Below are 23,637 nucleotides of genomic sequence, written 5' to 3'. Positions count from 1 at the left end.
TAAGCGGGTGTATTTGGGTAAAATATTGGTGGACAAGGGGGAAAAGGGCGACTATAATAAAATGTAATGCCGCTTCTTAAGGGAAGCGGTAAGAGTGAAAAAGGAAGAGGTGGGGAGCGTGCTCCCTGCCGGATTCGGGGCCGCGCCGGAACACGGGCGTTTCCGCACAGACTGTGTGGGTTGGGAGGGCCTTGGATCACCACACAGAAAGAAAGGAAACAGACCATGGAAATTAACGGCGAGATCGTAAACGACCAGGTTCGCTATGCCGACCTGGGGCTCAGCCCGGAGCTTATGCGGGCCATTGACAAGAAGGGCTATGTGCAGGCCACCCCGGTACAGGGTGGCTCCATTCCTTATTTTATGGAGTATAAGGATGTGATCGCCAAGGCGCCCACCGGAACCGGCAAGACCTTTGCCTTCGGCATCCCCATGGTGGAGCACATCGACCCGGAGAGCCGGGACGTGCAGGGCCTGGTGCTGGCCCCCACCCGGGAGCTGGCCATCCAGATCCGGGACGAGCTGCGGGACCTGTGCGCCTTCAAGGAGGGCGTGCGCACCGTGTGCCTGTACGGCGGCCAGCCCATCGACAAGCAGATCACCCAGCTGAAGAAGGACCCCCAGATCGTGGTGGCCACCCCGGGACGGCTGATGGACCACGTGAAGCGGCGCACCGTCCGCCTGGACAAGGTGCAGACCGTGGTGCTGGACGAGGCCGACCGGATGCTGGATATGGGCTTTATCAAGGACGTGACCCGAATCCTGGACCTGATGCCCAAGCGGCGCAACCTGGGCCTGTTTTCCGCCACCATCTCCCGGGAGGTCATGGATATCTCCTGGGTTTACCAGCGTGACCCGGTGGAGATCACCGTCCGGGCCGACGAGGAGAACAAGCCCGACATCACCCAGTACCGCCTGGATGTGGAGCGCAATGAGAAGGTGGACACCATGGTGCAGCTGATGGAGATGGGCGGCTATGACCGGGTCATCGCTTTCTGCAACACCAAAAATATGACCGACCGCCTGGCAGGTCTGCTGCGCATGCGCCACATCACCTGCGAGGCCATCCACGGCGACATCCAGCAGCGGGTGCGGGAGAAGACCCTCCAGAAATTCCGGGAGGGACAGCTGCGGGTGCTGGCGGCCACCGATGTGGCGGCTCGTGGTCTGGACATCGACGATGTGGATGCGGTGTTCAACTACGATGTGCCCGACGAGAATGAGTACTATATCCACCGCATCGGCCGTACCGGTCGTGCCAAGCGCCACGGCGTGGCCTTCTCCCTGGTGTCCAACATCACCGAGGGCATCCGCCTGGACGATATCCAGAAGAACACCGGAAACAACATCCAGTATGTCCACCTCAACGCCCAGGGGGAGCTGGAGCCGGGCAAGAAATAAAACTTAATGCTTTTTTCATCTTGTCCCCATCACTTTTTTATCCTTCCCGTCGTATGATATAGGAGAACAGAGTACAAATCGTACGGAAGGAGAATTGGTTATGGATAAACGGCTTTATAAGACCGAGAATGGTGATAAGATGATCTGCGGTGTATGCGGCGGAATGGCGGAGTATTTCGGCATCGACCCCACCCTGGTGCGGGTGGGCTGGGTGATCGCCGGGTGCATGGCCTCCTTTGGGCTGTGGGCGTATATCCTGTGCGCCATCGTGATGCCCAGAAAGAGCGACGTATACCCCCAGCTGTAACAACACATCCTGATTTGGGCGGCAGAGATCTGCCGCCCGTTTTTATACCATTATATAATAAGGAGGAAAAGGCGATGGAGAGACTGCGCTGTTCTGTGGTCCAGGATATCCCCCGGCTGCGTGAGCTGTGGTATTTGTCCTTTGGAGATGACGGGGCCTACGTGGACAACTTTTTTGATACCTATTATAAACCGGAGCGGATGCTGGTGCTGGAGGAGGACGGTGTGGTCCAGGCCATGACCGCCTGGTTTGATACCGCCTTTGTGGTGCCGGAGGAAGGCAGCTTCCGGGCGGCCTACCTCTACGCTGTGGCTACCCACCCCGACTGCCGGGGGAAGGGGATGGCCGGGCGGCTGCTTGCCTGGGCGGACGACCATTTCCGCGATTTGGGGATCCCGGCGGTGACCACGGTGCCTGCTGAGCCCTCCCTGCACAACTTTTTTGGTTCCAACGGCTTTCGGGAGTGCTTTACCCATACGGAGCACCGTACCCAGCCTGGTCCGGGACCGGGGGGAGAGCCGCCTTTTGCTCTGGACAAGCTGACACCTTTCCACTATCAGGGGCTGCGGGAGTCCATTCTGGCCGGAAAACCCCATATTGACCTGGGGGAGGAGGCGGTGGCCTATCAGGCCGGAGCCTGTGCCTTGACGCCGGGGGGCGGTCTGTACGCCGCGGATACGGGAGCGGGAGTGGCTCTGCTGTGCGCCGAGGGGATGGAGGACGGCTTGCTGCTGGCCAAGGAGGTGCTGGGCGAGGCGGAGGCAGTGGAGCGGCTGCTGGCCTGGCTGCCCCGTCTGCTGCCTGCCTGGTCCGGAATTTGGCGCTGCCCCGGGGACAACTTGCAGTTTGGTATGCTCAAATGGCTGGATCCGGCCCGGGCAGAACGCTGGGACTGGGAGCGCCGCGCCTACCTGGGACTGGCCTTTGATTGACAGAGAAACGTCATTCAAAACGGGACGAGTTCTATGACATTTACAAATGGTTGAATTTCACTTTTGGAATTCAACCATTTTTTGTTTAAAATTACGGTCAAATTGTTTGATTACCGTAAAATTGAGCGAAAATCAAAACTAGCCACAGCTATTTTGTTGTGGTAACATCCACAAAAAATTTGCTTTACTTCCCAGCGTTTTATGTTATGCTATACATAAGGATAAGTGATAGGTTTCCTTTTCCGGACGTTTGTTCCAAACGTGATCGAAGAAATGAAGGGAATCTGTCAGTTTTCAAGGTATAAGCCACAAATTTTTATCGTAGGAGGAATGTAGCGATGAACAAGTACATTGAGAGAGTTCTGGCCGACACCAAGGCGAAGAACGCCAACGAGCCTGAGTTCCTGCAGACTGTGGAAGAGGTCCTGAGCTCTCTGGAGCCCGTTATCAACGCTCACCCCGAGTATGAGAAGGTCGCTCTGCTGGAGCGCATGGTGGAGCCCGAGCGCGCCATCGAGTTCCGCGTGACCTGGGAGGATGACAACCACGAGTGGCATGTCAACCGCGGCTACCGCGTGCAGTACAACGCGGCTCTTGGCCCCTTCAAGGGCGGCATCCGCTTCGACCCCTCCGTTAACCTGTCCATCATCAAGTTCCTGGGCTTTGAGCAGGTCTTTAAGGATGCTATGACCGGTCTGCCCATCGGCGGCGCCAAGGGCGGCTCCGACTTCGATCCTCGCGGCAAGAGCGATGCCGAGGTCATGCGTTTCTGCCAGGCCTTCATCACCGAGCTGTATCGCCACATCGGCCAGGACATCGACTGCCCCGCCGGCGACCTGGGCTGCGGCGGCCGTGAGATCGGCTACATGTATGGCCAGTATCGCCGCATCGTGGGCGCTTCCGAGTTTGGCGCTCTGTCCGGCAAGGCTGTTTCCACCGGCGGTTCCATCCTGCGTCCCGAGGCTACCGGCTACGGCGCCGTGTACTATCTGGTCGAGGCTCTGGCTCACGACGGCGAGTCCATCGAGGGCAAGCGCATCGCCATGTCCGGCTACGGCAACGTGGGCTGGGGCATCATGAAGAAGGCCGCTGAGCTGGGCGCCAAGGTCACCTACTTCGCCGGCCCCGACGGCTACATCCACGATCCCGATGGCGTGTGCACCGAGGAGAAGCTGAACTACATCCTGGAGATGCGTGCTAAGGATCCCATGCACTGCAAGCCCTACGCTGAGAAGTTCGACTGCGAGTTCGTTCCCGGTGAGAAGTGCTGGGGCGTCAAGGACGTGGACATCTATATGCCCGCTGCCACCCAGAACGACGTCAACCTGGATTGGGCCAAGAAGATTGCTGAGTCCGGCGTGAAGTACTACATCGAGGTCGCTAACATGCCCACCACCAACGAGGCTCTGGAGTTCCTGAAGGAGCAGAAGCACATGGTCGTTGCTCCCTCCAAGGCTGTTAACGCCGGTGGCGTGTCCGTGTCCGAGCTGGAGATGGCTCAGAACGCCGAGCGTCTGTACTGGACCGCTGAGGAAGTCGACGCCAAGCTGAAGGGCATCATGAAGAACATTTATCACTCCTCTGTTGAGGTCGCTGAGCGCTATGGCCTGGGCTATGACCTGGTCGCCGGCGCCAACATCGTGGGCTTCCAGAAGGTTGCTGACGCCATGATGGCTCAGGGTATCTTCTAATCCAGATCCCCACTGATTAAATCCGCTCGAACCCGGCTCCTCCCATCTGGGAGGGGCCGGGTTTTTATACTTTCAAAAAAATGTAATAAAATTCACTTTAAATGTACAAATAGCAGTAAGAACTTCCTGGAATATGGAAAAGAATCGTCGTTTTTGCTCTTTCGTTCCTTCCAAATCCTGATAAAATAGTAATTGTAATCTGAGACGGCTCTGGTCGTCTGAGTAAGGAGTGTAAGAAACATGGCGATTCTCAATAAGGGCACCAAGGCCGCCAAGGCTGAGACCGCCCCCAAGACCGAGGCTGTGAAGGCTGAGGCTCCCAAGGCCGAGAAGGCTCCCGCCAAGAAGCCCGCTGCCCGCAAGGCTCCCGCTAAGAAGGCTGCCGCCCCCGCTGCTCCCGTTGTTACCCTGACCGTGCAGTACATGGGCAAGGAGATGACTCAGCAGGCTATGGTGGAGGCCGTTAAGGCTCAGGTCGAGGCGGAGATCAAGACCCTGGACCTGTACGCCAAGCCCGAGGAGGCCGCTGTCTACTATGTGGTCAACGGCGACATCACCGGCAAGGTGGAGTTCTGAGCAAATATCCATAAAAAAACACCGTGGAGTTGATCCACGGTGTTTTTTTATGCACCGGGCAGGATTTGCCCGGTGCAATGTTGTTATACGTCCAGCTTGGCAGCCACTTCGGCCAGGTAGTTGGTCTCCAGAGACTCGATCTTGCCTGCGTCGAAGGCAGCGGCCACTTTGGGATCGATGGGCAGCTTGGCCAGCAGGGGCAGCCCCAGCTTCATGGCCTCCTGCTCCAGGTGGCTCTCACCGAAGATGGTGTGCTTGGCGCCGCAGTCGGGGCACTGGAAGTAGCTGTAGTTCTCAATGAGACCCAGCAGAGGCACCGACATCATCTGAGCCATGTGCACCGCCTTGGTGACGATCATAGACACCAGATCCTGGGGAGAGGTGACCACGATCACGCCGTCCACGGGCAGAGACTGGAACACGGTCAGGGGCACGTCGCCGGTTCCCGGAGGCATGTCCACAAACATATAGTCCACGTCGCCCCACACCACGTCGCTCCAGAACTGGGTGACCACGCCGGCGATGACGGGACCACGCCAGATGACGGGGTCAGTCTCGTTGGCGGTGAGCAGGTTCAGGGACATGACCTTGATGCCGCTGGGGGTAACGGCGGGGAAGAGAGCGGTATCATCTCCGGTAGCCCGCTCGTGGATACCGAAGGCGGTGGGGATGGAGGGACCGGTGATGTCGGCGTCCAGAACGGCGACCTTGTGGCCGCGCTGGGCCATGGCCACCGCCAGGGAAGCGGTGACGGTGCTCTTACCGACGCCGCCCTTGCCGCTGACTACGGCAATGACCCGCTTGATGCTGGAACGGGAATTGGCGGGAGCCCGCAGGTCCCGAGAGCCGCAGTCGGCGCTGCAGGAAGAACAGTCGTGCGTACATTCAGACATTTTCTTGTGTCTCCTTTCTGCCCCGCATACAGGGAGGGGCAAACACATCATATTTCAAAACCGCCGGGCGGTTGTGAACGGGAAAAACTCAGGGTACCAGGGTATTTTCCTGAGTAATGGTGCCCTGCTCCCCCTGGACGGAGAAGTAGGCAGTGACGATCTGGGCGGCGATCTTGCCCAGCTCCGAGCCGCTGCCGCCGTGCTCTACCGCGATGGCCACGGCGATCTGGGGATCGTCGTAGGGGGCAAAGCACACAAAAACGGCGTTGGAATTAGTCTGGGCGCTGACCTGAGCGGAACCGGTCTTGGCGCCTACCGGGACGGGGACGTCCTTAAAGGCGGAGGACAGAGAACCTGTGGTAGTTAGTCTCAGCATGCCAAGCTTTACTGCGTTTAGATTCTCATCTTCCATCTCTACCTGACTGAGTACCTTAGGCTCATAGTTGTAGGTGACCTGGGAGAAGTCGTTGGACTTCACCGTTTTCAGCAGGTGAGTGGAGTAGCGGGTACCGCCGTTGACCAGGGTGGCGATATAGTTGGCCAGCTGGATGGGGGTGACCTGGGTACTCTCCTGACCGATGGCCACGGAGAGAATGTTGCCCTCGTGCCAGGTGCCGCCCAGAGACTCGGTAAACTCCGGACTGGCCACCACGCCGGCCTGCTCAGTGAGCTCGATGCCGGTTTTCTGGCCCAGACCGAACATGGCGGCATACTGATCCAGAAGCTCAATGCCCAGACGGCGGCCTACGTCGTAGAAATAGTAGTTGCAGGACACCTCGATGGCGTCTGTGACATTTACTAAGCCATGGGTGCCGCCATGCTGCCGGTAAATCCAGCACTGGGGCTGGGGAGTAGGCCAGTACTTATAGCGGCCCTCGTCATTAATTTTGTCGCTGGGCTCCACGATATTTTCCTGCAAAGCACCGATAGCGGTAATCATCTTGAAGGTAGAGCCAGGGGGATACAGGCCCTGGAGGGCCCGGTTTAACAGGGGGTTGAGAGGATCTTCCTTCAGGGTGTTGTAATCCTGCCGGAAGGTTTCCAGAGAGTAGGTGGGGTAAGAGGCGGAGGCCAGCACATCACCGGAGTTTACATCCAGCACCACGCAGGCCGCGCCCTCCGTCTCTTTACTTTGCAGGCCGGCTACGCCGCTGGCCAGAATCTCCTCCACCTGCTGCTGCAGGTCAATGTCAATGGTGAGGAAGACGTTCTGGCCGGGCTGTGGGGCAAGACTTTCTCCGGTTTCCGTGTCGGTGAGCCACTGGGAGGAGATGATCTTGCCGCTCTCGTTGCGCTTGATGGCACGGGTACCTGAGGTGCCCTTGAGATAGGACTCGAAGGCGGACTCCGCACCGGTGATACCCACGTAGTCGTTCATGGTGTACCCGCCCTTTTCCTTATAGGTGGGCCAGGTATCGCGGTTGATCGCGCCGGTATAGCCCAGCAGATGGGCGGCGTACTCGGTGTTGTACTTGCGCACACTGGTGGTCTCGATCTCTACGCCGGGCAGATTCAACTCCTTCACCCGGGTGATGAAGTCGATGCTCACATCGGTGGCGAAGGTGTAGGGAGGCCAGCTGTTGATGCGGGCGCGGTAGTACAGTTCATAGAGAATACCGGCGATGGTGCGGGCGTCGGTGGGGTCCATGTCCCCGATATTCAGGGTGGGCACGGTCTCCCCGTTGGCCTTGGCCTGCTTTTCGTCAACCTTGCCGCTGCCGGCAATGTCAAAGCTCTTGCACATTTTACCCAGCAGTTCCTCCGCTGTGGGCAGGCGGTAGGGCTCTTCCTCCTCGGTTTCCTCCTGACTGCCGCCCATGCCGAAGAAGGCTTTGATCTTGTCCATCAGACCGGTTTTCTCCTCGGTACTGCTGTCCGAGGCGTTCTGCTTTGAGGGATCCTCGATCCACTTCTGGTTGACGGCCAGCTTGCCCAGGGAGGTGAGATTGTACTCTGTCTCGCCCTCCTCGTTGACGGAAGTGGTATAGAAGGGATCTTCCGTGGTGTATTCAAAGGGGGGCTGGGTGGTAATGGGGAGGGTGTCTGTCCAGGTCACACCCTGCTCTGTGGCGGTCTGAGTGAGGGCCAGAATGGTGTCGCACCGATTCTTTTCCTCGTTACCCAACAGGTTCAGATCCAAGGTGACGTTGTAGCTGACCTGGTTGGAAACCAGCACTTTGCCGTTGCGGTCGAGAATGTTGCCCCGGCTGGCGGCTACGGTCTCCGTTTCCGAAACCTGGGATACCGACTGCTCGGCATATTCCGCCCCGTTGGTATATTGGATGGTGTACAGGTTGGAGCACAGGAAGGTGAGCAATAGGGCCAGCATGACCACCACGCCCACCACCCGGCGGGAAAATTGCTTGTGATCCATGGAAACCTCCTCTCACAAGAGGGTCTAAGCCAGTTTGGTGCCGCCCACCCGGCGAAACACCATGCGGAACAAAAGATAGATGAAGGGAGTAAAGCACAAAGAGACAGCGATCTCTGAGGCAGCCACCTGGAGCAGCACGTCCAGGGTCTCCGCCTGGACGAAGAGGTAGCGGACGATGCGGGCGCCGTCAATCATGGCCAGCACCCCCGCGGAGCACAGCAGGCAGCTGACAAAGGACTGGCTCAGGGCATACTGGGCAATGGAGCCGGTGAGCATTCCGGCCAAAGTCATGCCAAAGACCAGAATGCCGGAGCCGCCGGGATAGGCCAGCTCCCACAGCAGGCCAACTGTCATGCCGAAGCCTGCTCCGGCCACCGAACCCTCCAGCACGGCCACCGCCACCACCGTCAAAGGCAGCAGCATGGGGACCACGCCGAAGAGAGGAACGCGGTTGAGGACAAATTCGTCCAGCAGCCACACCGGCACCAGAGCCAGCGCATAGACGAACCATTTGTGTATCTGGTCCCGACGGGTCATAGGGACCTCCTTTCCAACAGCGCGGGGTCTCTATCACTCCACGATGTCAAATTCCTTGATGATAAAGACCTCCACCAGCTGGTCCAGCTTTACCTCAGGGGTGACGATGGCGTAGCGGGTAAGGCCGGAAGCGTCGGTGAAGACGCTCTCCACCTGGCCCACCACCAAGCCGGCGGGGTACACGTCCCCGTTGCCCGAGGTGAGCACCTCGTCACCGGCCACCAGCTGGGCCTCGTCGGGCAGGTAGCTCAGGCGGAGTTTGCCCTCCTGCATGAGGGACAAATCGCCCTCCAGCACGCCGGCGGAGTTGGTGCGGGTGATGATGCCGCCCATTTCGGTGCCGGTATCGATCAGCGTGTTGACAATGGAGTAGTTGGTGCCCACACTGCTGACCACGCCCACCAGAAGGCCGGTCTCAGTGATGACGCAGTCCCCTTTCTCCACGCCAGCGTTGCTGCCTTTGCTGAGGGTGAGGGTGGAGCGCCAGTTGTCGGTGGAGCGGGCTGTCACCTTGGCCGACTCAAAGACAAAGTCCTCCCGCTTGGCCTGGAGATTCAAGAGCTCCCGAAGCTGCTCGTTTTCCTGAGAGGCGGCTTCGCCCTGGCGGATCTTTTTGCGCAGTTCGGCGTTCTCCTGCTCCAGTTCCTCCATCTGCTGCTGGATCTCGCCGTAGTGGAACACGTAGGAATAGACGCCCTCCGCCCAGTCCGCGGCAGCGGCAATGCCGCTGCGGACGGGAGCGGTGACGGTATTGACCAGGTTGGACAGGGGATCGGCGTTGCCCCCCATAAAGGCGGAGGTCAGGCCGATGAGGATGCTCAGCAGCAGGGCGATGACCAGAAGCCAAACGCCGTTGTGGCGAAAAAAGTCCTTCACGACGCTCCTCCTTTCCTTACATTCCCGTGAGGGGATCCACCCCAAACTGGGTCAGCATGCGGCCCAGCCGGCACACCGGCAGGCCGACTACATTAAAATAGTCTCCGGAGATGCCCTCTACCAGCAGAGCACCCCGGCCCTGGATGCCGTAGGAGCCCGCCTTGTCCATAGGCTCGCCGGTGGCGATGTAGGCGTCGATCTCCTGGGCGGTCAGGGGACGAAAGCGCACCGCAGTGGCCTCGTGCTGGGTGAGGATCTGCCCGCCACGGCACACGGTCACGCCGGTGTACACGGTGTGCTCACGGCCGGAGAGGGCGGAGAGCATCTCGTGGGCCTGTTGGATGCTGTGGGGTTTGCCCAGCACCTGGCCGTCCACCGCCACCACCGTGTCGGCGGCAATGATCAGGTCCTCCGGATCAGCCGAGGCAGAGATCTCCAGCGCCTTTTGACGGGAGAGGGCCTCCACCAGCCCGCCGGGGTCCAGATTGGGGTCGGCAAGCTCTTCGCCCTGGGCGGGCCGGATCAGAAAATCAGTAAAACCCATCTGCTCCAGCAGCTGCCGCCGCCGGGGAGACTGGGAGGCGAGAATGATGGCCATATCTGCGCCTCTTTCTTACCGCCCGGTGGAGCCGAAGCCGCCGGCGCCTCGGTCGGTGTCGTCCAGCTCGTCCACCAGCTCCACCTGGGCCTGAACCACGGGGGTGATCATCAGCTGGGCGATGCGGTCAGCGGGCTGGATGGTATAATCCGATTCCCCAGAGTTTTGAAGACCCACCATGATTTCACCTCTGTAATCGCTGTCGATGACGCCCACGCAGTTGGCGGGAGCCACGCCGTGCTTGATGCCCAGGCCGCTGCGGGCAAAGACCAGGGCCACATACTGGGCGGAGGGCAGGGCGATGGCGATGCCGGTGGGGATGACGGCCCGGCCGCCGGCGGGGATGGTGACAGGCTCGTCCACGCAGGCGTGCAGGTCCATGGCGGCAGCGCCGGCGCTGGCGTAGAAGGGGGCGGGGATCTCCTTGCCGATTTTGGGGGAGAGGGCTTTGACTTTCAGGTTCATAGGGTACTCCTCATAGTTATATATCAAATTAAAATTACAAAAATAGCGATAAAAGATAGGTTTAGAAGGGAAGCCTTGCAGCACAAGTAGCCATTCCCAAAGAGCGTAGAAGGAAAACGAAGTTTTCCGCCAAAGTTCTTTTGCCCACTTTTCTTTCAAGAAAAGTGGGTCACTCTACATCGCGGTAGTAGAGACCGCGGGTAAAGTCGAAGGGCTTATAGCGGCCCTGGCCGCGGTAGCGCTCCAGCACCTGGACGCACTGCTCCGGCTTCTCGGTGGTAAACATCAGCCGCACCGCCCACAGGCCCAGCCGCTGGTAGTCGGCGGCCTTGTCGGCCAAAAACAGGGTTTTGCCGTTCAAAATTTCGTTCCGGCAGCCCCAGGCCTTGACCACAGGGAACTTCTCGCCCCGGCGGTCGGTGAGCTGATTGACCCCGGTACAGCTATGCTGTCCGGTGTGGTTGTGGATGATGCAGTTTTCCATGATCATCAGGGGCAGCCGTCCGTAGACAATGGCCTCCAGAGGGATGGCCTTGGACAGGTCCCGGATCTGGGGCAGTTTCAGCTCAAAGGAGGCGGTGGCCGCCGAAACACCCAGGCGCTTGAGCTCCTTGAGGGTCTGGCTGTTGTAGACGCCGATGCCAAAGTCGCTGGTCACGGTGAAGCCCAGATCCAGCGCCCGCTGCACCCCGTCCAAAGTACCAGCCAGAGCCTGGGTAACCCCCAGGTCCTGGAATACCTTCAGCTCCTGCTCCAGCTTGTTCTTTTCCCGGTCCCAGCAGATGCGGGGCAGCAGAACAGCTACCTCTACGCCGGCTTCCTGGCAGGCGCGGATGGCGTCAGGGCAAGCGGCTCCTTCGTCGCTGGGCAGGTAGATGCGGGCGGGCTGCAGAGCCAGCAGGGCAGGGGTGATCTGCTGGGCGCTGCGCACCGACAGGGTGATCTGAGGCGCGCCCTTGGGATTTTCATAGCGCACGCCGGGGTGGAATTCCCCCTTCTCCCGCTGAGGAGGCAGACCACGCTGGCGGCTGAGCTCCTCCAGGGCCTGACGGCGCAGAGCATTGAGGGCGGACAGGGGCAGGCTGAGCCCCTCATCCACATAGGCGGTGACCTTCTCGCACTCGTAGGGAGTGCCGCCGGTGCGCTTGAGCTGTCCCTCCACCTTCTCGGCGGTGAGGGGGACGTTGACGGCCGCCTCAGGGACGGCTCCCTCCACCCGGGCCACGTTGCCCAGCAGGTCCTGGGCGGCTACCTGGGCAGGTTCGCCGGTGCGGATCATGGCGTACATGCGGATGAGCTCCTTGCGGTTCTCTCCGCTTTCATAGGTAGTGCGGGCCTGGGCGTACAGCTCCCGGGGAGGCTCGCTCTCCTGGCGCACGCCGAACATATCGGGGCCCTTCTTGTCCAAATAGTACCCCTGGGTAAAGCCCTGGCGGGAGAAGGCGGCCTCCAGCTGCTCCAGCTCCTCGGGAGTGGGAGAGCGGCCCTCCCGGATGGCCCGGGCATAGATGCCGGTGACGATGGCCACGTACTCCGGACGCTTCATGCGCCCCTCGATTTTCAGGCAGCATACCCCCATCTCCTCCAGCTCCTGGAGATAGTCAGCCAGAGACATGTCCTTGAGGGACAGGGGGTACTCGTTGGCACGGTTGCCCCAGCCGTATTTGAGACGGCAAGGCTGGGCGCACAGACCGCGGTTGCCGCTGCGGCCGCCGATGACGGAGGACAGGTAGCACTGTCCCGAATAGCACATGCACAGGGCGCCGTGGGCAAAGGTCTCGATCTCAATGGGAGAGTTCTGGCAGATGTGGCGGATCTGATCCCGGCTCAGTTCCCGGGAGAGGACCGCCCGGGTAAAGCCCAGTTTGGCGCACTCCTTCACGCCGTCCAGGCTGTGCACGGTCATCTGAGTGGAGGCGTGCAGGGCGAGCTGAGGAGCCACCTGGTGGAGCATCCGGGCCACGCCCAGATCCTGGACGATGACGGCGTCCACTCCCATCTCGTTGATCTCCCCGGCCACCTGGGCGGCGGCGGGCAGTTCCCGGTCGGTGAGCAGGGTGTTTAAGGTGAGATGCACTTTGGTTCCCCGGGTATGACAATAAGAAACCGCCGCCGCAACTTCCTCCCGGGTAAAGTTCTTCGCGTTGCGGCGGGCGTTAAAGTCGCCGTAGCCCAGATAGACGGCGTTTGCGCCGTTCTGGACCGCGGCAGTCACCGACTCCATAGAGCCGGCGGGCGACAGCAATTCCAGCATGGATAACCCTCTTCCGATTTCATGGTAAGCGCCTCCCGCCCTTGGACAGGAGGCGCGGGGCAATTAGGATTTGTGAGCGTTCTGCAGTTTGAAGATCTCCCGCTTAGCCTCGGAGAGCTCCATCTTCAGCCGGGCGTTCTCATCCAGACCGTCTTTGATCTGGCGGCGGAGATTTTCGCTGGCCTCCTGCTCCCGGAAGAACTGGTCGGCGATGTTCATAGCGGCCAGCACTGCCGCATCGGAGCGGCCCAGACGGGCACCATCCATCACATCCCGCACCTGGCTGTCCACCAGGGTGGCACAGCGGTGTACGTAGTTTTCGTCTTCCTCGGCTACCATCGTGTACTCCTGGCCCGCGATGGCGACGGTAATCTTGTTTTTCATCCGGAAGCCCTCCCAATCAGTTCTCTATTTTCACCGCATTTCGGCCCAGAATCCGGAAATGACGGCAGAATGGTAGTATTATGGACATTATAGCATAGTTGCCCCCGTTTGAAAAATAAATTTACCATGAATTTTTTATGTCTATCCGTCTTTTTTGCACGGAACACACAACCGCAGAAAGGGTTGGAAAATAAGAAAGACCCGCCCCTTCCGCCGCTCTTTCTCAGAGGGCGCGGGGCGGGTCATTTTTTCCAGCTCAGCGAGGGTCATTCGGGATCGGCCACGGCGATCTCCAGGGCCTGTCCCTCCTGGAGCAGAGGGGTGATGAGTCCACCGATGGCGGTCTCGGCCTGGTCCTTGGCCTGGGTGAGCAGACCGCTCTGGATGGCCTTTTCCTCCATGACGCCCTGCTGGTCGGCCTGGAAGCCGGTGTAGTCCCCGATGGTGATGGGATTGAAGATGCTGGTGGTCTCGTCAAAGACCTCCAGACTGTTGGGGTCCACCTCGTGGGAGAGGATCTGGGGCGCAGGCAGAGAGATGGTCACCTTCTGGTCGGTGATGGCCACCTTGGCCTGAGTCAGGTCCACGCCGGCAATGATCGTGCCGTCATAGGCCACGATGAAGCTCTTAGTGGTAAAGGGAAGCTTGATGCCGTAAAATTCGTTGCTGTTTTCAAACTGCCCCATGTTGGTGTAGGAGTAGCGCACGGTGGCCAGCTGGCTGATCTGCTGGAGCTGGTTCTCCACGGTAATGGAGGAAAGGACCGGTGCTTTCTCCTGCCGCCCGCCGCTGAAAAAGCCCACGGCAAAGCAGATAATGGCCAGCAGCACGCCAAAAATGATAAGTTTTCCCTGCTTGAACAGGGACAGTGGGGAAATACCCCGCTTGACCTGAGACATAGCAGCTTCCTTTCTGTAATTAGGTATTCAGACCCAACAGATGAGTGGCAATGAAGAAGTAGATGAGCAGGGACAGAGCGTCCACGATGGTGGTGATGAAGGGGGAGGCCATGACGGCCGGGTCGATGCCGATTTTCTCTGCGCACATGGGGAGGGTGCAGCCCACCACCTTGGCGCAGATGACGGTGAATACCAGGGTAAGGCACACTACCAGAGCCACCAGAGGGGTGACCTCCGGGTTGTGCATGAGCCAGCGGTCCACGATCATCATTTTCACAAAGTTGGCGCAGGCCAGACACACACCGCACAGCACCGCCACCCGGATCTCCTTCCATACCACCAGAACCATGTCGGAAAAGTCGATTTCGTCCAGTGATAAGGCACGTATCACGGCCACCGACGACTGGGAGCCGGAGTTGCCGCCGGTACCCGAGAGCATGGGAATGAAGGAGGTAAGCACCACACAGGCGGCCAGGGCGCTTTCAAAGCTGGTGATGATGATGCCGGTGAAGGTGGCCGAGAGCATCAGCAGCAGCAGCCACGGAATGCGGGCCTTCCAGGTCTCCAGTACGCCGGTCTTTAAATAGGGCTTGTCGGAGGGGAGGATAGCGGCCATCTTTTCGAAGTCCTCGGTGGTCTCCTCCTCGATAACGTCCATGGCGTCGTCGAAGGTGATGATACCAACCAGCCGGTCCTCGCCATCCACTACGGGCAGGGCGTACAGGTCGTATTTATTTAAAAGCTGGGCCACGTCCTCCTTGTCCTCGTGGGTGTTTACCGAGAGAACGTTGGTCTCCATGATGTCGCCGATGCGGGTGTCGTAGGAGGACAGGAGCATCCGGCGCACCGTGACCACGCCCAGCAATACCCGGCGCTGGGTGACGTAACAGGTGTACACCGTCTCCTTGTCCATGCCGACCTTGCGGATGCGGGCAAAGGACTCCTCCACGGTGGCGTTGGGGTGGAGGTAGACGTACTCGGTGGTCATGATGGAGCCGGCGGAGTCTTTGGGATAGTTGAGCAGCTGGTTAATCTGGGTGCGGGTGGTGGCGTCGGTGTTGCGCAGGATACGGCTGACCACGTTGGCGGGCATGTCCTCGATGAGGTCCACGGTATCGTCCAGGTACAGCTCGTCCAGCACCTCCCGCAGCTCCTTATCGCTCAGGGCGTTGATGAGCCGCTCCTGATCGTCGGAGTCTTCTAGCTCGGTGAACACCTCGGCGGCTACCTCCTTGGGCAGCAGACGGAAGACCAGAATGGTCTCCTCCGGACCCAGTTCGTCCAGAAATTCGGCGATGTCCACCTCGTTCATATCGTCCAGCAGCTCCCGCAGGCGGCGGAACTGCTTGGTGCGGACCAGCTCCAGCAGCTGGTCCAGATCATAATTCTCGTGCATATGGTTTCCCCCTCTGAAGTCACGGAGTATCCGGGACGGAAAACAGCCACAGGATCACTCCTGCGGCTGCTACGAATTGGTCAGGGGACGGTGCGGCTATTCCGCATGCCGGCCCCGGAGCGGCGGATCAAGAGGATGCGGCCCCGCGTCCTCCGCCGTTCGTGACAGCGCATGTACGGTGTCCCGGTGGCGACTTCGACTTTTCATGGGGCTTCACAACCTTTCCGCGCCCAATTGGGGCCTGACTGCCAGACCGCGGCGCACAAAATTCTACATTTTAGAGTATAACACACCCCATCCCGGCGATTCAAGACAAATCTATGTTAGATTCTTCCCACAGGGCGTCCCGGCGCAGAGGCCGGGCAAACATCTCCTCCACTGCCGCTTCGTAGGGGGCGGAGCGGTCGGCCTTGCGGATTTTTTTCAGGGGGCGGGCACTGTCCTCAAACAGGCGGGAGAGGTAGCTCCACAGCTCCTTCATGTGAAACACGGTGCTCCGCTCCCCCGAGAAGAGGGCGAGATAGGTGTGGTAGAGCAGGTCATGGAAGGCACGCAGCTCATCCACCGTGGCGGCGCTTCCGCCCTTGGCCTTCCGGGTCAAGGCAGGGTCGGCCAGCAGACCCTGGCCGATCATCACGTGCTCCACCTGGGGAAAGCGGGCGTGAAATGCCTTGCAATCTTCGGGCGTGACCAGGCCGCCGTTGAAGCACACCGGCCCGGGGTAGACCTCCAGCGCCTGGGCAAAGGCGTCCAGGCGGACCTTTTCGCGGTAGAAATCCTGGCGCACCCGGGGGTGGATGATGAGCAGGGAGGCAGGGTAGCGAGAGAAGAGCTCCAGCAGGGGGCCGAACTCCTCCGGGTCCTCCCAGCCCAGCCGGGTTTTTATGGATAGCTTGACCGGAGTTTTGGAGAAGATACCCTCCAGCAGCTCCTCCAGGGTGTCCCGGCGCTGAAGAAGTCCCGCGCCCTTGCCCTTGGCGGTGACGGTGCCCGAGGGGCAGCCCAGGTTCAGGTTCACCTCGTCGTAGCCCAGGGCCGCCAGCTCTCCCGCTGCCCAGAGGAAGTCTTCCACATTCCGGGTGAGCAGTTGGGGCACAGCACGAAAACCGGGGTTATTCTCCGGCAAAATCCCCCGCAGCTCCCGGGGTGTGAACACGTGGTCCTGGGTGGGGGAGAGGAAGGGCATGTAGTAGGCGTCCACGCCGCCGAACACCTGGTGGTGGGCGCGGCGGAACTCCGCCCCGGTGACTCCCTCCATGGGGGCAAAATAGTATTTCACGCTCTGCCCTCCAGCCACTGGGCCAGCTCGGTGAGGTCGGGAGCGATATGGACACAGGGGTAGGGGGCAAAGGCCGGAGCCTGGGTGGTGCCGTTGAGAACGGCGGCAAAGTCCACCCCCGCACCCTGGGCAGCCTGGGCGTCCAGAATGGTGTCTCCGCAGTAGAGCAACTCCTCCGGAGCCACACCCATCTGGTCCAGAGCCTTCAAAATGCCCTCCGGGTGGGGCTTGTGGTGGGTGACGTCGTAGCTGCCCAGAATGAGCTCCAGGGTGTCCCGCAGGCCAAAGCGCTCCATAATGCGGGAGATGGTCTCGCCCGTCTTGGTGCTTACAATGCCAAGGCGTACGCCCCGGCTGTGAAGGCCTTGCAGCAGCTCCGCCGTGCCGGGAAACAGGGTGGTCTCCTCCACCTGGCGGGGACGGGCCACCTCCAGAAAGTAGGCGCGGAACTGGGCGCGGTGCTCCTTGTCGCTGTCTCCGGTGAGCATCTCATAGGCGTCCTCCAGCAGGTAGCCTACCGTGCCCCGCACCGTGTCACGGTCGGGAATGGGCAGGCCCATGCGTTCAAAGGCGTACTGGAAGCCGCCCACGATGGAGTCGGTGGAGTCGCCCAGGGTATAGTCAAAGTCAAAACAGATGGCGCGATAGTGTTTCATATAAACTCCTTAGTGGATCTCTTTTCTCCCCGAGGCGTTGGGGATGCCCAGCTCGTCCCGGTACTTGGCCACGGTGCGCCGGGAGATGGCGCAGCCCTCTCCCTCCAGCTGCTCACACAGCTTCTGGTCGGAGAGAGGATGCTTTTTGTCTTCCCGGTCTACCAGCTGCCGCAGCCGCTCCTTGATCTGGTGTACCGAGGTGCCCTCGGTGCCTCCCTCCCGGGAGAAGAAAAAGCTCAGCGGGTATACGCCCCGGCTGCACTGCAGGTATTTCTCCCGGATGGCCCGGCTGACGGTGGACTCGTGGATGGACAGCTCCTGGGCCACATCGGCCAGGCGCAGAGGGGACAGGTGTCCCCCGGGGCGGAAGAAGCCCTCCTGCCGGCGTACAATGACCTGGGCGCAGGATAACAGGGTGGAGCGGCGCTGCTCCACCGCCTGAATGGCCCACTGGGCCTGCTTAATTTTGTCGGTGAGGTACTGCTTGACCTCCGGGTCGGCGCTCTGCTTTTGCAGCTTACAGTAGTAGCCGCTGAGATGAAGGCCGGGGAGGTAGGAGTCCTGATAGGCCACGGTGAGACCGTGCTCGTCCTGGATGACCACCAGGTCGGGGACCAGGTAGGAGGTCTCGTCCCGGCTGGCAAAGGCGGCGCCGGGGCGTGGGTCCAGCTCCTGGATGAGACTCTGAGCCCGCAGGACCTCCTTCTGAGAAATGCCCATCTCCTGGGCAATGGCGTGGTACTGCTTGCGGCCCAGCCGCTCCAGGTGGTGGAGGACAATCTCCAGAGCGGGGCCGGTCTCGCCCCGGCGCTGCAGCTGCAGCGCCAGGCACTGGGACAGATCCCGGGCGCCCACTCCAGCCGGGTCCAGACTCTGGATCAGATGAAGGCCCTGCTCCAGGGCGCTCAAGGGCAGGCGGGAGGCCTGGGACAGGTCCTCCAGCTCATCCCGGAGATAGCCGTTTTCATCCAGGCAGGCACATAGAAACTGGGCGGCCCGCAGCACCAGGGTGGAGGCGTGGCTGCGCTCCAGCTGGCGGGTGAGGTGGAGTACCAGGGTCTCGCCCAGACCGCCGTCGGTGCCTACCCGGGCCAGGGGGTCCAGCTCTTCCCGGTCGGGGGAGAGATATTGGCGGTTTTGGTGGTCGGCATCGGCCAGGGACTGCAGGCGCCGCCACATCTCCTCGCTCTCGTCGCTCTGGGCGGCAGGCTCGGTGAGCTCGGCGGCGGGGTTCATCTGGACCAGGTCCTGAATGTAGTCCGCCAGTTCCTGGGTGCTCATCTGCAGCACCTCCATGGACTGGAGCATCTGCGGGGTCAATTTCAAGGTTTGTTTCAGTGACAGCTCCAGATTCACGCGCGTCCCTCCTTAAGCTCCCGGACGTCCCTGCCAGGCAAACAGGGACAGTCACCTCCCCGGGCGATCTGCCCCCGTGTACATCTTCATGCAATCTTCCCAGAGCCGGCTTGCAGGGCGGGCTCCGAGCGCATGAAATTGTCAAAAGAAGTATATCATAAATTCCACCCCGGGGCAATCGGCAGATAGAGTGGGAAGACAGGCCTTTTCCGTTGATTTTTCCTATCCAATGGTGTAAAATAGTGAAAACTAATGAAACAAACCAAAAAATACCAGGGGTTGTGACACGGAAAGGAGCACGTGGATATGGACGACAAGGTGAAGGAACTGCTGGACCGAATCCGGAGCACGGCGGCCGATGCAGCCGACGCCGCAGCAGGCACCGCCCGGGTGGCGGGCAAGCGAGCCGGCCAGATGGTGGACGTGGCCAAGCTGAATGTGCAGCTGTTTGACCTGAGCGGAGAGTATAACGACGTGCTGCGCCAGCTGGGCGAAGTGATGTACCAGACCCACAAGGGGGAGAGCCAGGACGAGGAGAAGATCGCGGGCCTGCTCACCCAGGCTGACGAGCTCTCCGGAAAGATCGCCGAACTCAGAGAGCGCATTGCTGCCCTGCGCCAGTCCCGCACCTGCCCCAACTGCGGCGCGGTGTGCGGCAAGGGCGACCAGTTCTGCCGCCGGTGCGGCGGAAGCCTGTAAGGAGGCTGCCATGTCCTATACCATAGAGCATTACCGGGCGAGCGCGGACTTTTTACGCGCCCGCCTGGGCAGTTTTGTCCCTAAGGTGGCTATGATTTTGGGTTCCGGCCTGGGTTATCTGGGTGACCAGGTGGAAAATCCCATCGCCGTGGATTACAAAGACATTCCCAATTTCAAGGCCTCCACCGCACCGGGCCACAAGGGCCGTCTGGTGTTCGGCACCCTGGAGGGCCAGAAGGTGGCGGTGATGCAGGGCCGGATGCACCACTACGAGGGCTACTCCTATGAGGAGGTCACCTATGCGGTGCGGGTACTGCGTCTGCTGGGGTGCGACACCCTGGTGGTCACCAACGCCGCCGGCTGTGTGAACACCGACTGGAAGGCCGGAGAGCTGATGCTCATCACCGACCACATTAAAATGTTCTCCGAGTCTCCCCTGCGGGGCGAGAACCTGCCCGAGTTCGGGGTGCGCTTCCCCGATGCCTCCAAGCTGTATACCCCCCGCCTGCGCCAGGTGGCCCGGGACTGCGCCCAGAAGCTGGGTCTTACCCTGCGGGAGGGCGTCTACTTCTACTGCTACGGTCCCCAGTACGAGACCCCGGCGGAGATCCGGGCCGCCCGGATCCTGGGCGGCGACGCGGTGGGCATGTCCACCGCCCCCGAGGTCATTGTGGCAGGCCACTGCGGCATGGAGGTGCTGGGCTTTACCCTGCTTAGCAACATGGCCGCCGGTATTCTGGACCAGCCCCTCAGCGAGGAGGAGGTCCTCATCGCCGGGGAGCACGCCCGGGAGGATTTCTCCGCCCTGGTGCGGGCCTGCCTGCGGGAGATGTGACGGAGTTCTTGATTTGTAAGGAGTAAACCACAGATGTCTGTTTTATTTGCCAACGTCACCGCTGTGACCATGGACCCCGCCCAGCCGGTGCTGGAGAACGCCTTTGTGGCGGTGGAGGGAACGAAAATCGTCTCCGTGGGGACGGTGCGCCCGGAGGGAACCTTTGACCGGGTGGTGGAGGGCAAGGGTAAGGTGCTCATGCCCGGCCTTGTAAACTGCCACACCCACGTGCCTATGACCCTGATGCGGGGCTACGGCGGGGGTCACGATTTGCAGCACTGGCTCAACGACTTCATTTTCCCCGCTGAGGCCAGACTGGACGACCGGGCCGTGGCCGCCGGAGCGGCTCTGGGCCTGGCCGAGATGATCGCCGGCGGCACCACCTGCATTGCGGATATGTATATGCACACCGGCACCATCGCCCAGGAGATCATGAAGGCGGGCATCTCCGCCAACCTGTCCTGCGGCGGGGTGTACTTCGGCGCGCCGGAGGATTTTTCCCCCGAAAAGTGTAATGACTGCCGCAACCAGCAGGAGCTCACGGAGCAGTGGCACGGCGCGGGAGACGGACAGATCCTGGTGGATGCCTCCATCCACGCGGAGTATACCTCCAATCCGCCCCTGTGGCAGTGGATGGCCGACTACGCCGCCCAGCACAAGTTGGGCATGCAGGTGCACATCTCCGAGACCCGGCTGGAGCATGAGAACTGCCTGGAGAAATACGGCAAGACCCCCGTGGCCCTGCTGGACCAGTACGGCGTGTGGGAGCGGGGCGGCACCGCCGCCCACTGCGTATGGGTCACCGATGAGGACATGGCCCTTATGGCCCAAAAGCATATTACCGCTGTCCACAACCCGGTGTCCAACCTGAAGCTGGGCTCCGGTGTGGCCCGGGTGCCCCAGCTGCTGAAGGCGGGAGTCAACGTGACTCTGGGCACCGACGGCGTGTCCTCCAACAACAATACCGACCTGTTTGAGGAGATCAAGCTGGCCGCCATCCTCCACAAGGGGGTCCAGCATGACCCCATGGCGGTCACCGCCCACGAGGCGCTTGCCATGGCCACCGTCAACGGGGCCCGGGCTCTGGGCCGGGACACCGGCGTTATTGAGCCGGGGAAGCTGGCCGACCTCATTTTGGTGGACTTCAGCGCCCCCAACCTGATGCCCTGCCACGACGTGGAGGAAAATCTGGTCTACGCTGCCCGTGGCTCCAATGTGGAGATGAATATGGCCCGGGGACAGGTCATATATGAGAGGGGGGAGTTCTTCACCCTGGACCTGGAGCGCATCCGCTATGAGGTGGAGCACTACGCCCTGCCGAAAATTTTCCCGCAAGCCTGAGATCATCCGGGCGGCAGCGCCGCCTGACTCTCCAAAATACAAGGAGGACCTAACGAATGGCCCAACACAGTCATGCACCCCGCCGGGTGGCCCGGCCGGAAAAACAAAACACCTTCTTCGGCGGAGCCGCCATCCTGGCCGTGGGTATCATGGTGGTCAAACTCATCGGCATGTTCTACAAGATCCCGCTGATCAACATCATCGGGGAGCAGGGCAGCGCCGACTTCGGAAACGCCTACAACATCTACGCCGTGCTGCTCACCATCTCCACCGCGGGCCTGCCCGTGGCCGTGTCCAAGCTGGTCAGCGAGGCCAACGCCACCGGACGGCAAAACCAGGTGCGCCGGGTGTTCCGGCTGTCCCTGGCCCTGTTTCTTACCCTGGGCGTGCTGTCCTTCCTCATCATGTCCTTTGGCTCGGCACAGCTGGCCGCCCTGATGAACGACGACCAGGCTGCCCCCGGCATCCGCGCCCTGGCTCCGGCGGTCATCTGCGTGGGCTGTCTGTCCGCCTTCCGGGGCTATGCTCAGGGCCACGGGAACATGACGCCCACCGCCGTCTCCCAGATCATCGAGGCCCTGTGTAAGCTGGTGGTAGGCCTGGGACTGGCCTACTGGCTGGTAAAGGCAGGAGCCGACCAGAGCCACGCCGCCGCCGGCGCCATCACCGGCGTGACGGTGGGTACTATTGTGGCCCTGGCCTACATGCTGCTCAACTATCTCATGGGCCGCAGCCGGGAGGGTCTGGCCAAGGACACCCCAGACTCCAACGCCACCATCATCCGCAACCTGCTGATGATCGCCGTGCCCATTACCATCAGCTCCTCCATGGTGGGTATCGTCACTGTCATCGACTCCTCTCTGGTCCAGGGCCAGCTTCAGCGGGCACTGCTGGAAAATACCGACTGCTGGGCCCTGTACAAGGACTTTATGAGCTTTGACAAGCTGGAGAGCGCCCTGAAGGCCTGGCAGGCCACCCTGCCGGAGGGAACGGCCGTCTCCATGTCCCTGCTGTCTGACCAGCTGGCGGATGGAAGTAAGACCGCCGGGGCTCTCCACGACGCCCTGGAGGCGGCCAGCCGCACCCTCTACGGCAACTACAACGGAGCCCTGAACATCTATAACCTGCCCACCTCCCTCATGGCGGCCATTACCGCTGCGGTCATCCCCGCGGTCTCCGGTACCCTGGCCCGCCGGGACCGGAAGGGCGCCAGCCGGGTGGCAGGTTCCGCCCTGCGCATCTCCGCACTGCTGGCCTTCCCCATGGGTGTGGGCCTGTACGTACTGGGCAAGCCCATCATGGCTTTGATTTTCCCCAGCCTCACCGCGGAGCTGGCCGGTCCTCTGCTGTCCACCCTGGGCCTGGCCACGGTATTTGTGTGTATGATGCTGGTGTGCAACTCCATTTTGCAGGCCTACGGCTTTGTGAATCTGCCGGTCATTATCATGCTGGCCGGCGGCGTCATCAAGATCGTGCTCAACTACAATGTAGTGGTGCTGCCCCAGGTGGGCATCTACGGTGCGCCCCTGGGCAACATCTTCTGCTTTGCCCTGTGTCTCATTCTGGACCTCATAGTCATGGCCCGGGTCATTCCCGGCTGTCCCAAGTATATCCCCCTGTTTGCCAAGCCCGCTGCCGCTGCCGCGGTGATGGGCCTGGGAGCCTGGGCGGTCCACGGCCTGCTGGCCAAGCTGTTTGCCGCAGGCAGAATGGGCAACGCCGTGTCCACGCTGGCCGCTATTTTGGTGGCGGTGGTCATCTACGGCGTGCTGGTGATCGTGCTGCGGGCCATCACCAAGGAGGACCTGGCGCTCATGCCAAAGGGAGAGAAAATTGCCCGGATTCTGCATCTTTCTTAACAGATGCGTAAAAAATACCTTGCGAAGGA

The 23,637-nt window shown here is 60.9% G+C and carries 22 protein-coding genes; 9 read left to right on the top strand and 13 right to left on the bottom strand.

All coding sequences use genetic code 11. The features are described 5' to 3' along the window. The first annotated feature begins 225 nt into the window (after positions 1 to 225). The 5 genes from ACEVJL_RS00730 to ACEVJL_RS00710 all read left to right on the top strand — a co-directional run bounded on the left by ACEVJL_RS00730 (position 226) and on the right by ACEVJL_RS00710 (position 4,907). Positions 226 to 1,401, top strand: coding sequence for a DEAD/DEAH box helicase (locus ACEVJL_RS00730; RefSeq protein WP_110441911.1), 1,176 nt, complete (start codon positions 226 to 228; stop codon positions 1,399 to 1,401). A gap of 100 nt (positions 1,402 to 1,501) precedes the next feature. After that, positions 1,502 to 1,708 carry a PspC domain-containing protein gene (locus tag ACEVJL_RS00725; RefSeq protein ID WP_008981260.1) on the top strand — a complete coding sequence of 69 codons (207 nt, stop codon included), beginning with the start codon at positions 1,502 to 1,504 and terminating at the stop codon, positions 1,706 to 1,708. Between the two features lie 74 nt (positions 1,709 to 1,782). Beyond that, on the top strand, positions 1,783 to 2,640 hold the full coding sequence (locus tag ACEVJL_RS00720; protein WP_374736581.1) for a GNAT family N-acetyltransferase: 858 nt from the start codon (positions 1,783 to 1,785) through the stop codon (positions 2,638 to 2,640). Between the two features lie 338 nt (positions 2,641 to 2,978). Continuing rightward, positions 2,979 to 4,331, top strand: a complete 1,353-nt coding sequence (gene gdhA / locus ACEVJL_RS00715) for an NADP-specific glutamate dehydrogenase (RefSeq protein ID WP_008981262.1) — start codon at positions 2,979 to 2,981, stop codon at positions 4,329 to 4,331. 240 nt (positions 4,332 to 4,571) lie between these two features. Further along, positions 4,572 to 4,907, top strand: a complete 336-nt coding sequence (locus ACEVJL_RS00710; protein WP_008981263.1) for a DUF6465 family protein — start codon at positions 4,572 to 4,574, stop codon at positions 4,905 to 4,907. Positions 4,908 to 4,990: 83 nt separating this feature from the next. On the opposite strand, the gene ACEVJL_RS00705 is transcribed toward ACEVJL_RS00710, so the two are convergent. The 13 genes from ACEVJL_RS00705 to rpoN form a co-directional block, all read right to left on the bottom strand. Further along, positions 4,991 to 5,800 (bottom strand): Mrp/NBP35 family ATP-binding protein, encoded by an 810-nt coding sequence (locus ACEVJL_RS00705; protein ID WP_110441913.1) that lies wholly within the window; start codon positions 5,798 to 5,800, stop codon positions 4,991 to 4,993. Between the two features lie 88 nt (positions 5,801 to 5,888). Further along, positions 5,889 to 8,174, bottom strand: coding sequence for a penicillin-binding transpeptidase domain-containing protein (locus ACEVJL_RS00700; RefSeq protein ID WP_374736580.1), 2,286 nt, complete (start codon positions 8,172 to 8,174; stop codon positions 5,889 to 5,891). Positions 8,175 to 8,198: 24 nt separating this feature from the next. Then, entirely contained in the window at positions 8,199 to 8,711 is a 513-nt protein-coding gene (gene mreD, locus ACEVJL_RS00695) for a rod shape-determining protein MreD (protein ID WP_374736579.1), read from the bottom strand. A 33-nt stretch (positions 8,712 to 8,744) separates the two neighbouring features. Then, complete coding sequence (mreC, locus tag ACEVJL_RS00690; RefSeq protein ID WP_235397129.1) at positions 8,745 to 9,587, bottom strand: rod shape-determining protein MreC; 843 nt, start codon at positions 9,585 to 9,587, stop codon at positions 8,745 to 8,747. Between the two features lie 16 nt (positions 9,588 to 9,603). After that, positions 9,604 to 10,185, bottom strand: a complete 582-nt coding sequence (locus tag ACEVJL_RS00685; protein WP_374736578.1) for a Maf family protein — start codon at positions 10,183 to 10,185, stop codon at positions 9,604 to 9,606. Positions 10,186 to 10,200: 15 nt separating this feature from the next. Beyond that, positions 10,201 to 10,650 (bottom strand): dUTP diphosphatase, encoded by a 450-nt coding sequence (gene dut, locus ACEVJL_RS00680; protein ID WP_008981269.1) that lies wholly within the window; start codon positions 10,648 to 10,650, stop codon positions 10,201 to 10,203. 169 nt (positions 10,651 to 10,819) lie between these two features. After that, the gene (locus tag ACEVJL_RS00675) at positions 10,820 to 12,904 is read right to left on the bottom strand and encodes a U32 family peptidase (protein WP_302668387.1); all 2,085 of its coding nucleotides are present in this window, start codon (positions 12,902 to 12,904) and stop codon (positions 10,820 to 10,822) included. A gap of 63 nt (positions 12,905 to 12,967) precedes the next feature. Further along, positions 12,968 to 13,288: a cell division protein ZapA gene (locus ACEVJL_RS00670; RefSeq protein WP_008981272.1), complete on the bottom strand. Its 321-nt coding sequence runs from the start codon at positions 13,286 to 13,288 to the stop codon at positions 12,968 to 12,970. Between the two features lie 266 nt (positions 13,289 to 13,554). Next, positions 13,555 to 14,187, bottom strand: a complete 633-nt coding sequence (locus ACEVJL_RS00665) for a DUF4230 domain-containing protein (protein WP_302668386.1) — start codon at positions 14,185 to 14,187, stop codon at positions 13,555 to 13,557. A gap of 19 nt (positions 14,188 to 14,206) precedes the next feature. Further along, complete coding sequence (gene mgtE / locus ACEVJL_RS00660; protein ID WP_008981275.1) at positions 14,207 to 15,583, bottom strand: magnesium transporter; 1,377 nt, start codon at positions 15,581 to 15,583, stop codon at positions 14,207 to 14,209. A 307-nt stretch (positions 15,584 to 15,890) separates the two neighbouring features. Next, positions 15,891 to 16,862, bottom strand: coding sequence for a tRNA dihydrouridine synthase (locus tag ACEVJL_RS00655; protein ID WP_374736577.1), 972 nt, complete (start codon positions 16,860 to 16,862; stop codon positions 15,891 to 15,893). After that, positions 16,859 to 17,518: an HAD family hydrolase gene (locus ACEVJL_RS00650; protein ID WP_235397120.1), complete on the bottom strand. Its 660-nt coding sequence runs from the start codon at positions 17,516 to 17,518 to the stop codon at positions 16,859 to 16,861. The genes ACEVJL_RS00655 and ACEVJL_RS00650 overlap by 4 nt, the downstream gene beginning before the upstream one ends. Positions 17,519 to 17,527: 9 nt before the next feature. Next, a complete protein-coding gene (gene rpoN, locus ACEVJL_RS00645; RefSeq protein WP_374736576.1) occupies positions 17,528 to 18,874 on the bottom strand; it encodes an RNA polymerase factor sigma-54 in 1,347 nt (448 codons plus the stop codon). Between the two features lie 306 nt (positions 18,875 to 19,180). Here rpoN and ACEVJL_RS00640 point away from each other — a divergent pair, with 306 nt between their 5' ends. The 4 genes from ACEVJL_RS00640 to ACEVJL_RS00625 are packed head-to-tail and all read left to right on the top strand — an operon-like array spanning position 19,181 to position 23,608. Beyond that, positions 19,181 to 19,573: a zinc ribbon domain-containing protein gene (locus ACEVJL_RS00640; protein ID WP_325207332.1), complete on the top strand. Its 393-nt coding sequence runs from the start codon at positions 19,181 to 19,183 to the stop codon at positions 19,571 to 19,573. Between the two features lie 10 nt (positions 19,574 to 19,583). Next, entirely contained in the window at positions 19,584 to 20,408 is an 825-nt protein-coding gene (locus ACEVJL_RS00635) for a purine-nucleoside phosphorylase (RefSeq protein ID WP_110441921.1), read from the top strand. A 33-nt stretch (positions 20,409 to 20,441) separates the two neighbouring features. Beyond that, entirely contained in the window at positions 20,442 to 21,749 is a 1,308-nt protein-coding gene (locus ACEVJL_RS00630) for an amidohydrolase family protein (protein WP_374736575.1), read from the top strand. 56 nt (positions 21,750 to 21,805) lie between these two features. Continuing rightward, the gene (locus tag ACEVJL_RS00625) at positions 21,806 to 23,608 is read left to right on the top strand and encodes a putative polysaccharide biosynthesis protein (protein ID WP_374736574.1); all 1,803 of its coding nucleotides are present in this window, start codon (positions 21,806 to 21,808) and stop codon (positions 23,606 to 23,608) included. Positions 23,609 to 23,637: the final 29 nt, after the last annotated feature.

The organism is Flintibacter porci, assembly GCF_041925195.1.
Classification (GTDB): domain Bacteria; phylum Bacillota; class Clostridia; order Oscillospirales; family Oscillospiraceae; genus Lawsonibacter; species Lawsonibacter porci.
This window is presented reverse-complemented; position numbering and strand designations above follow the sequence as displayed.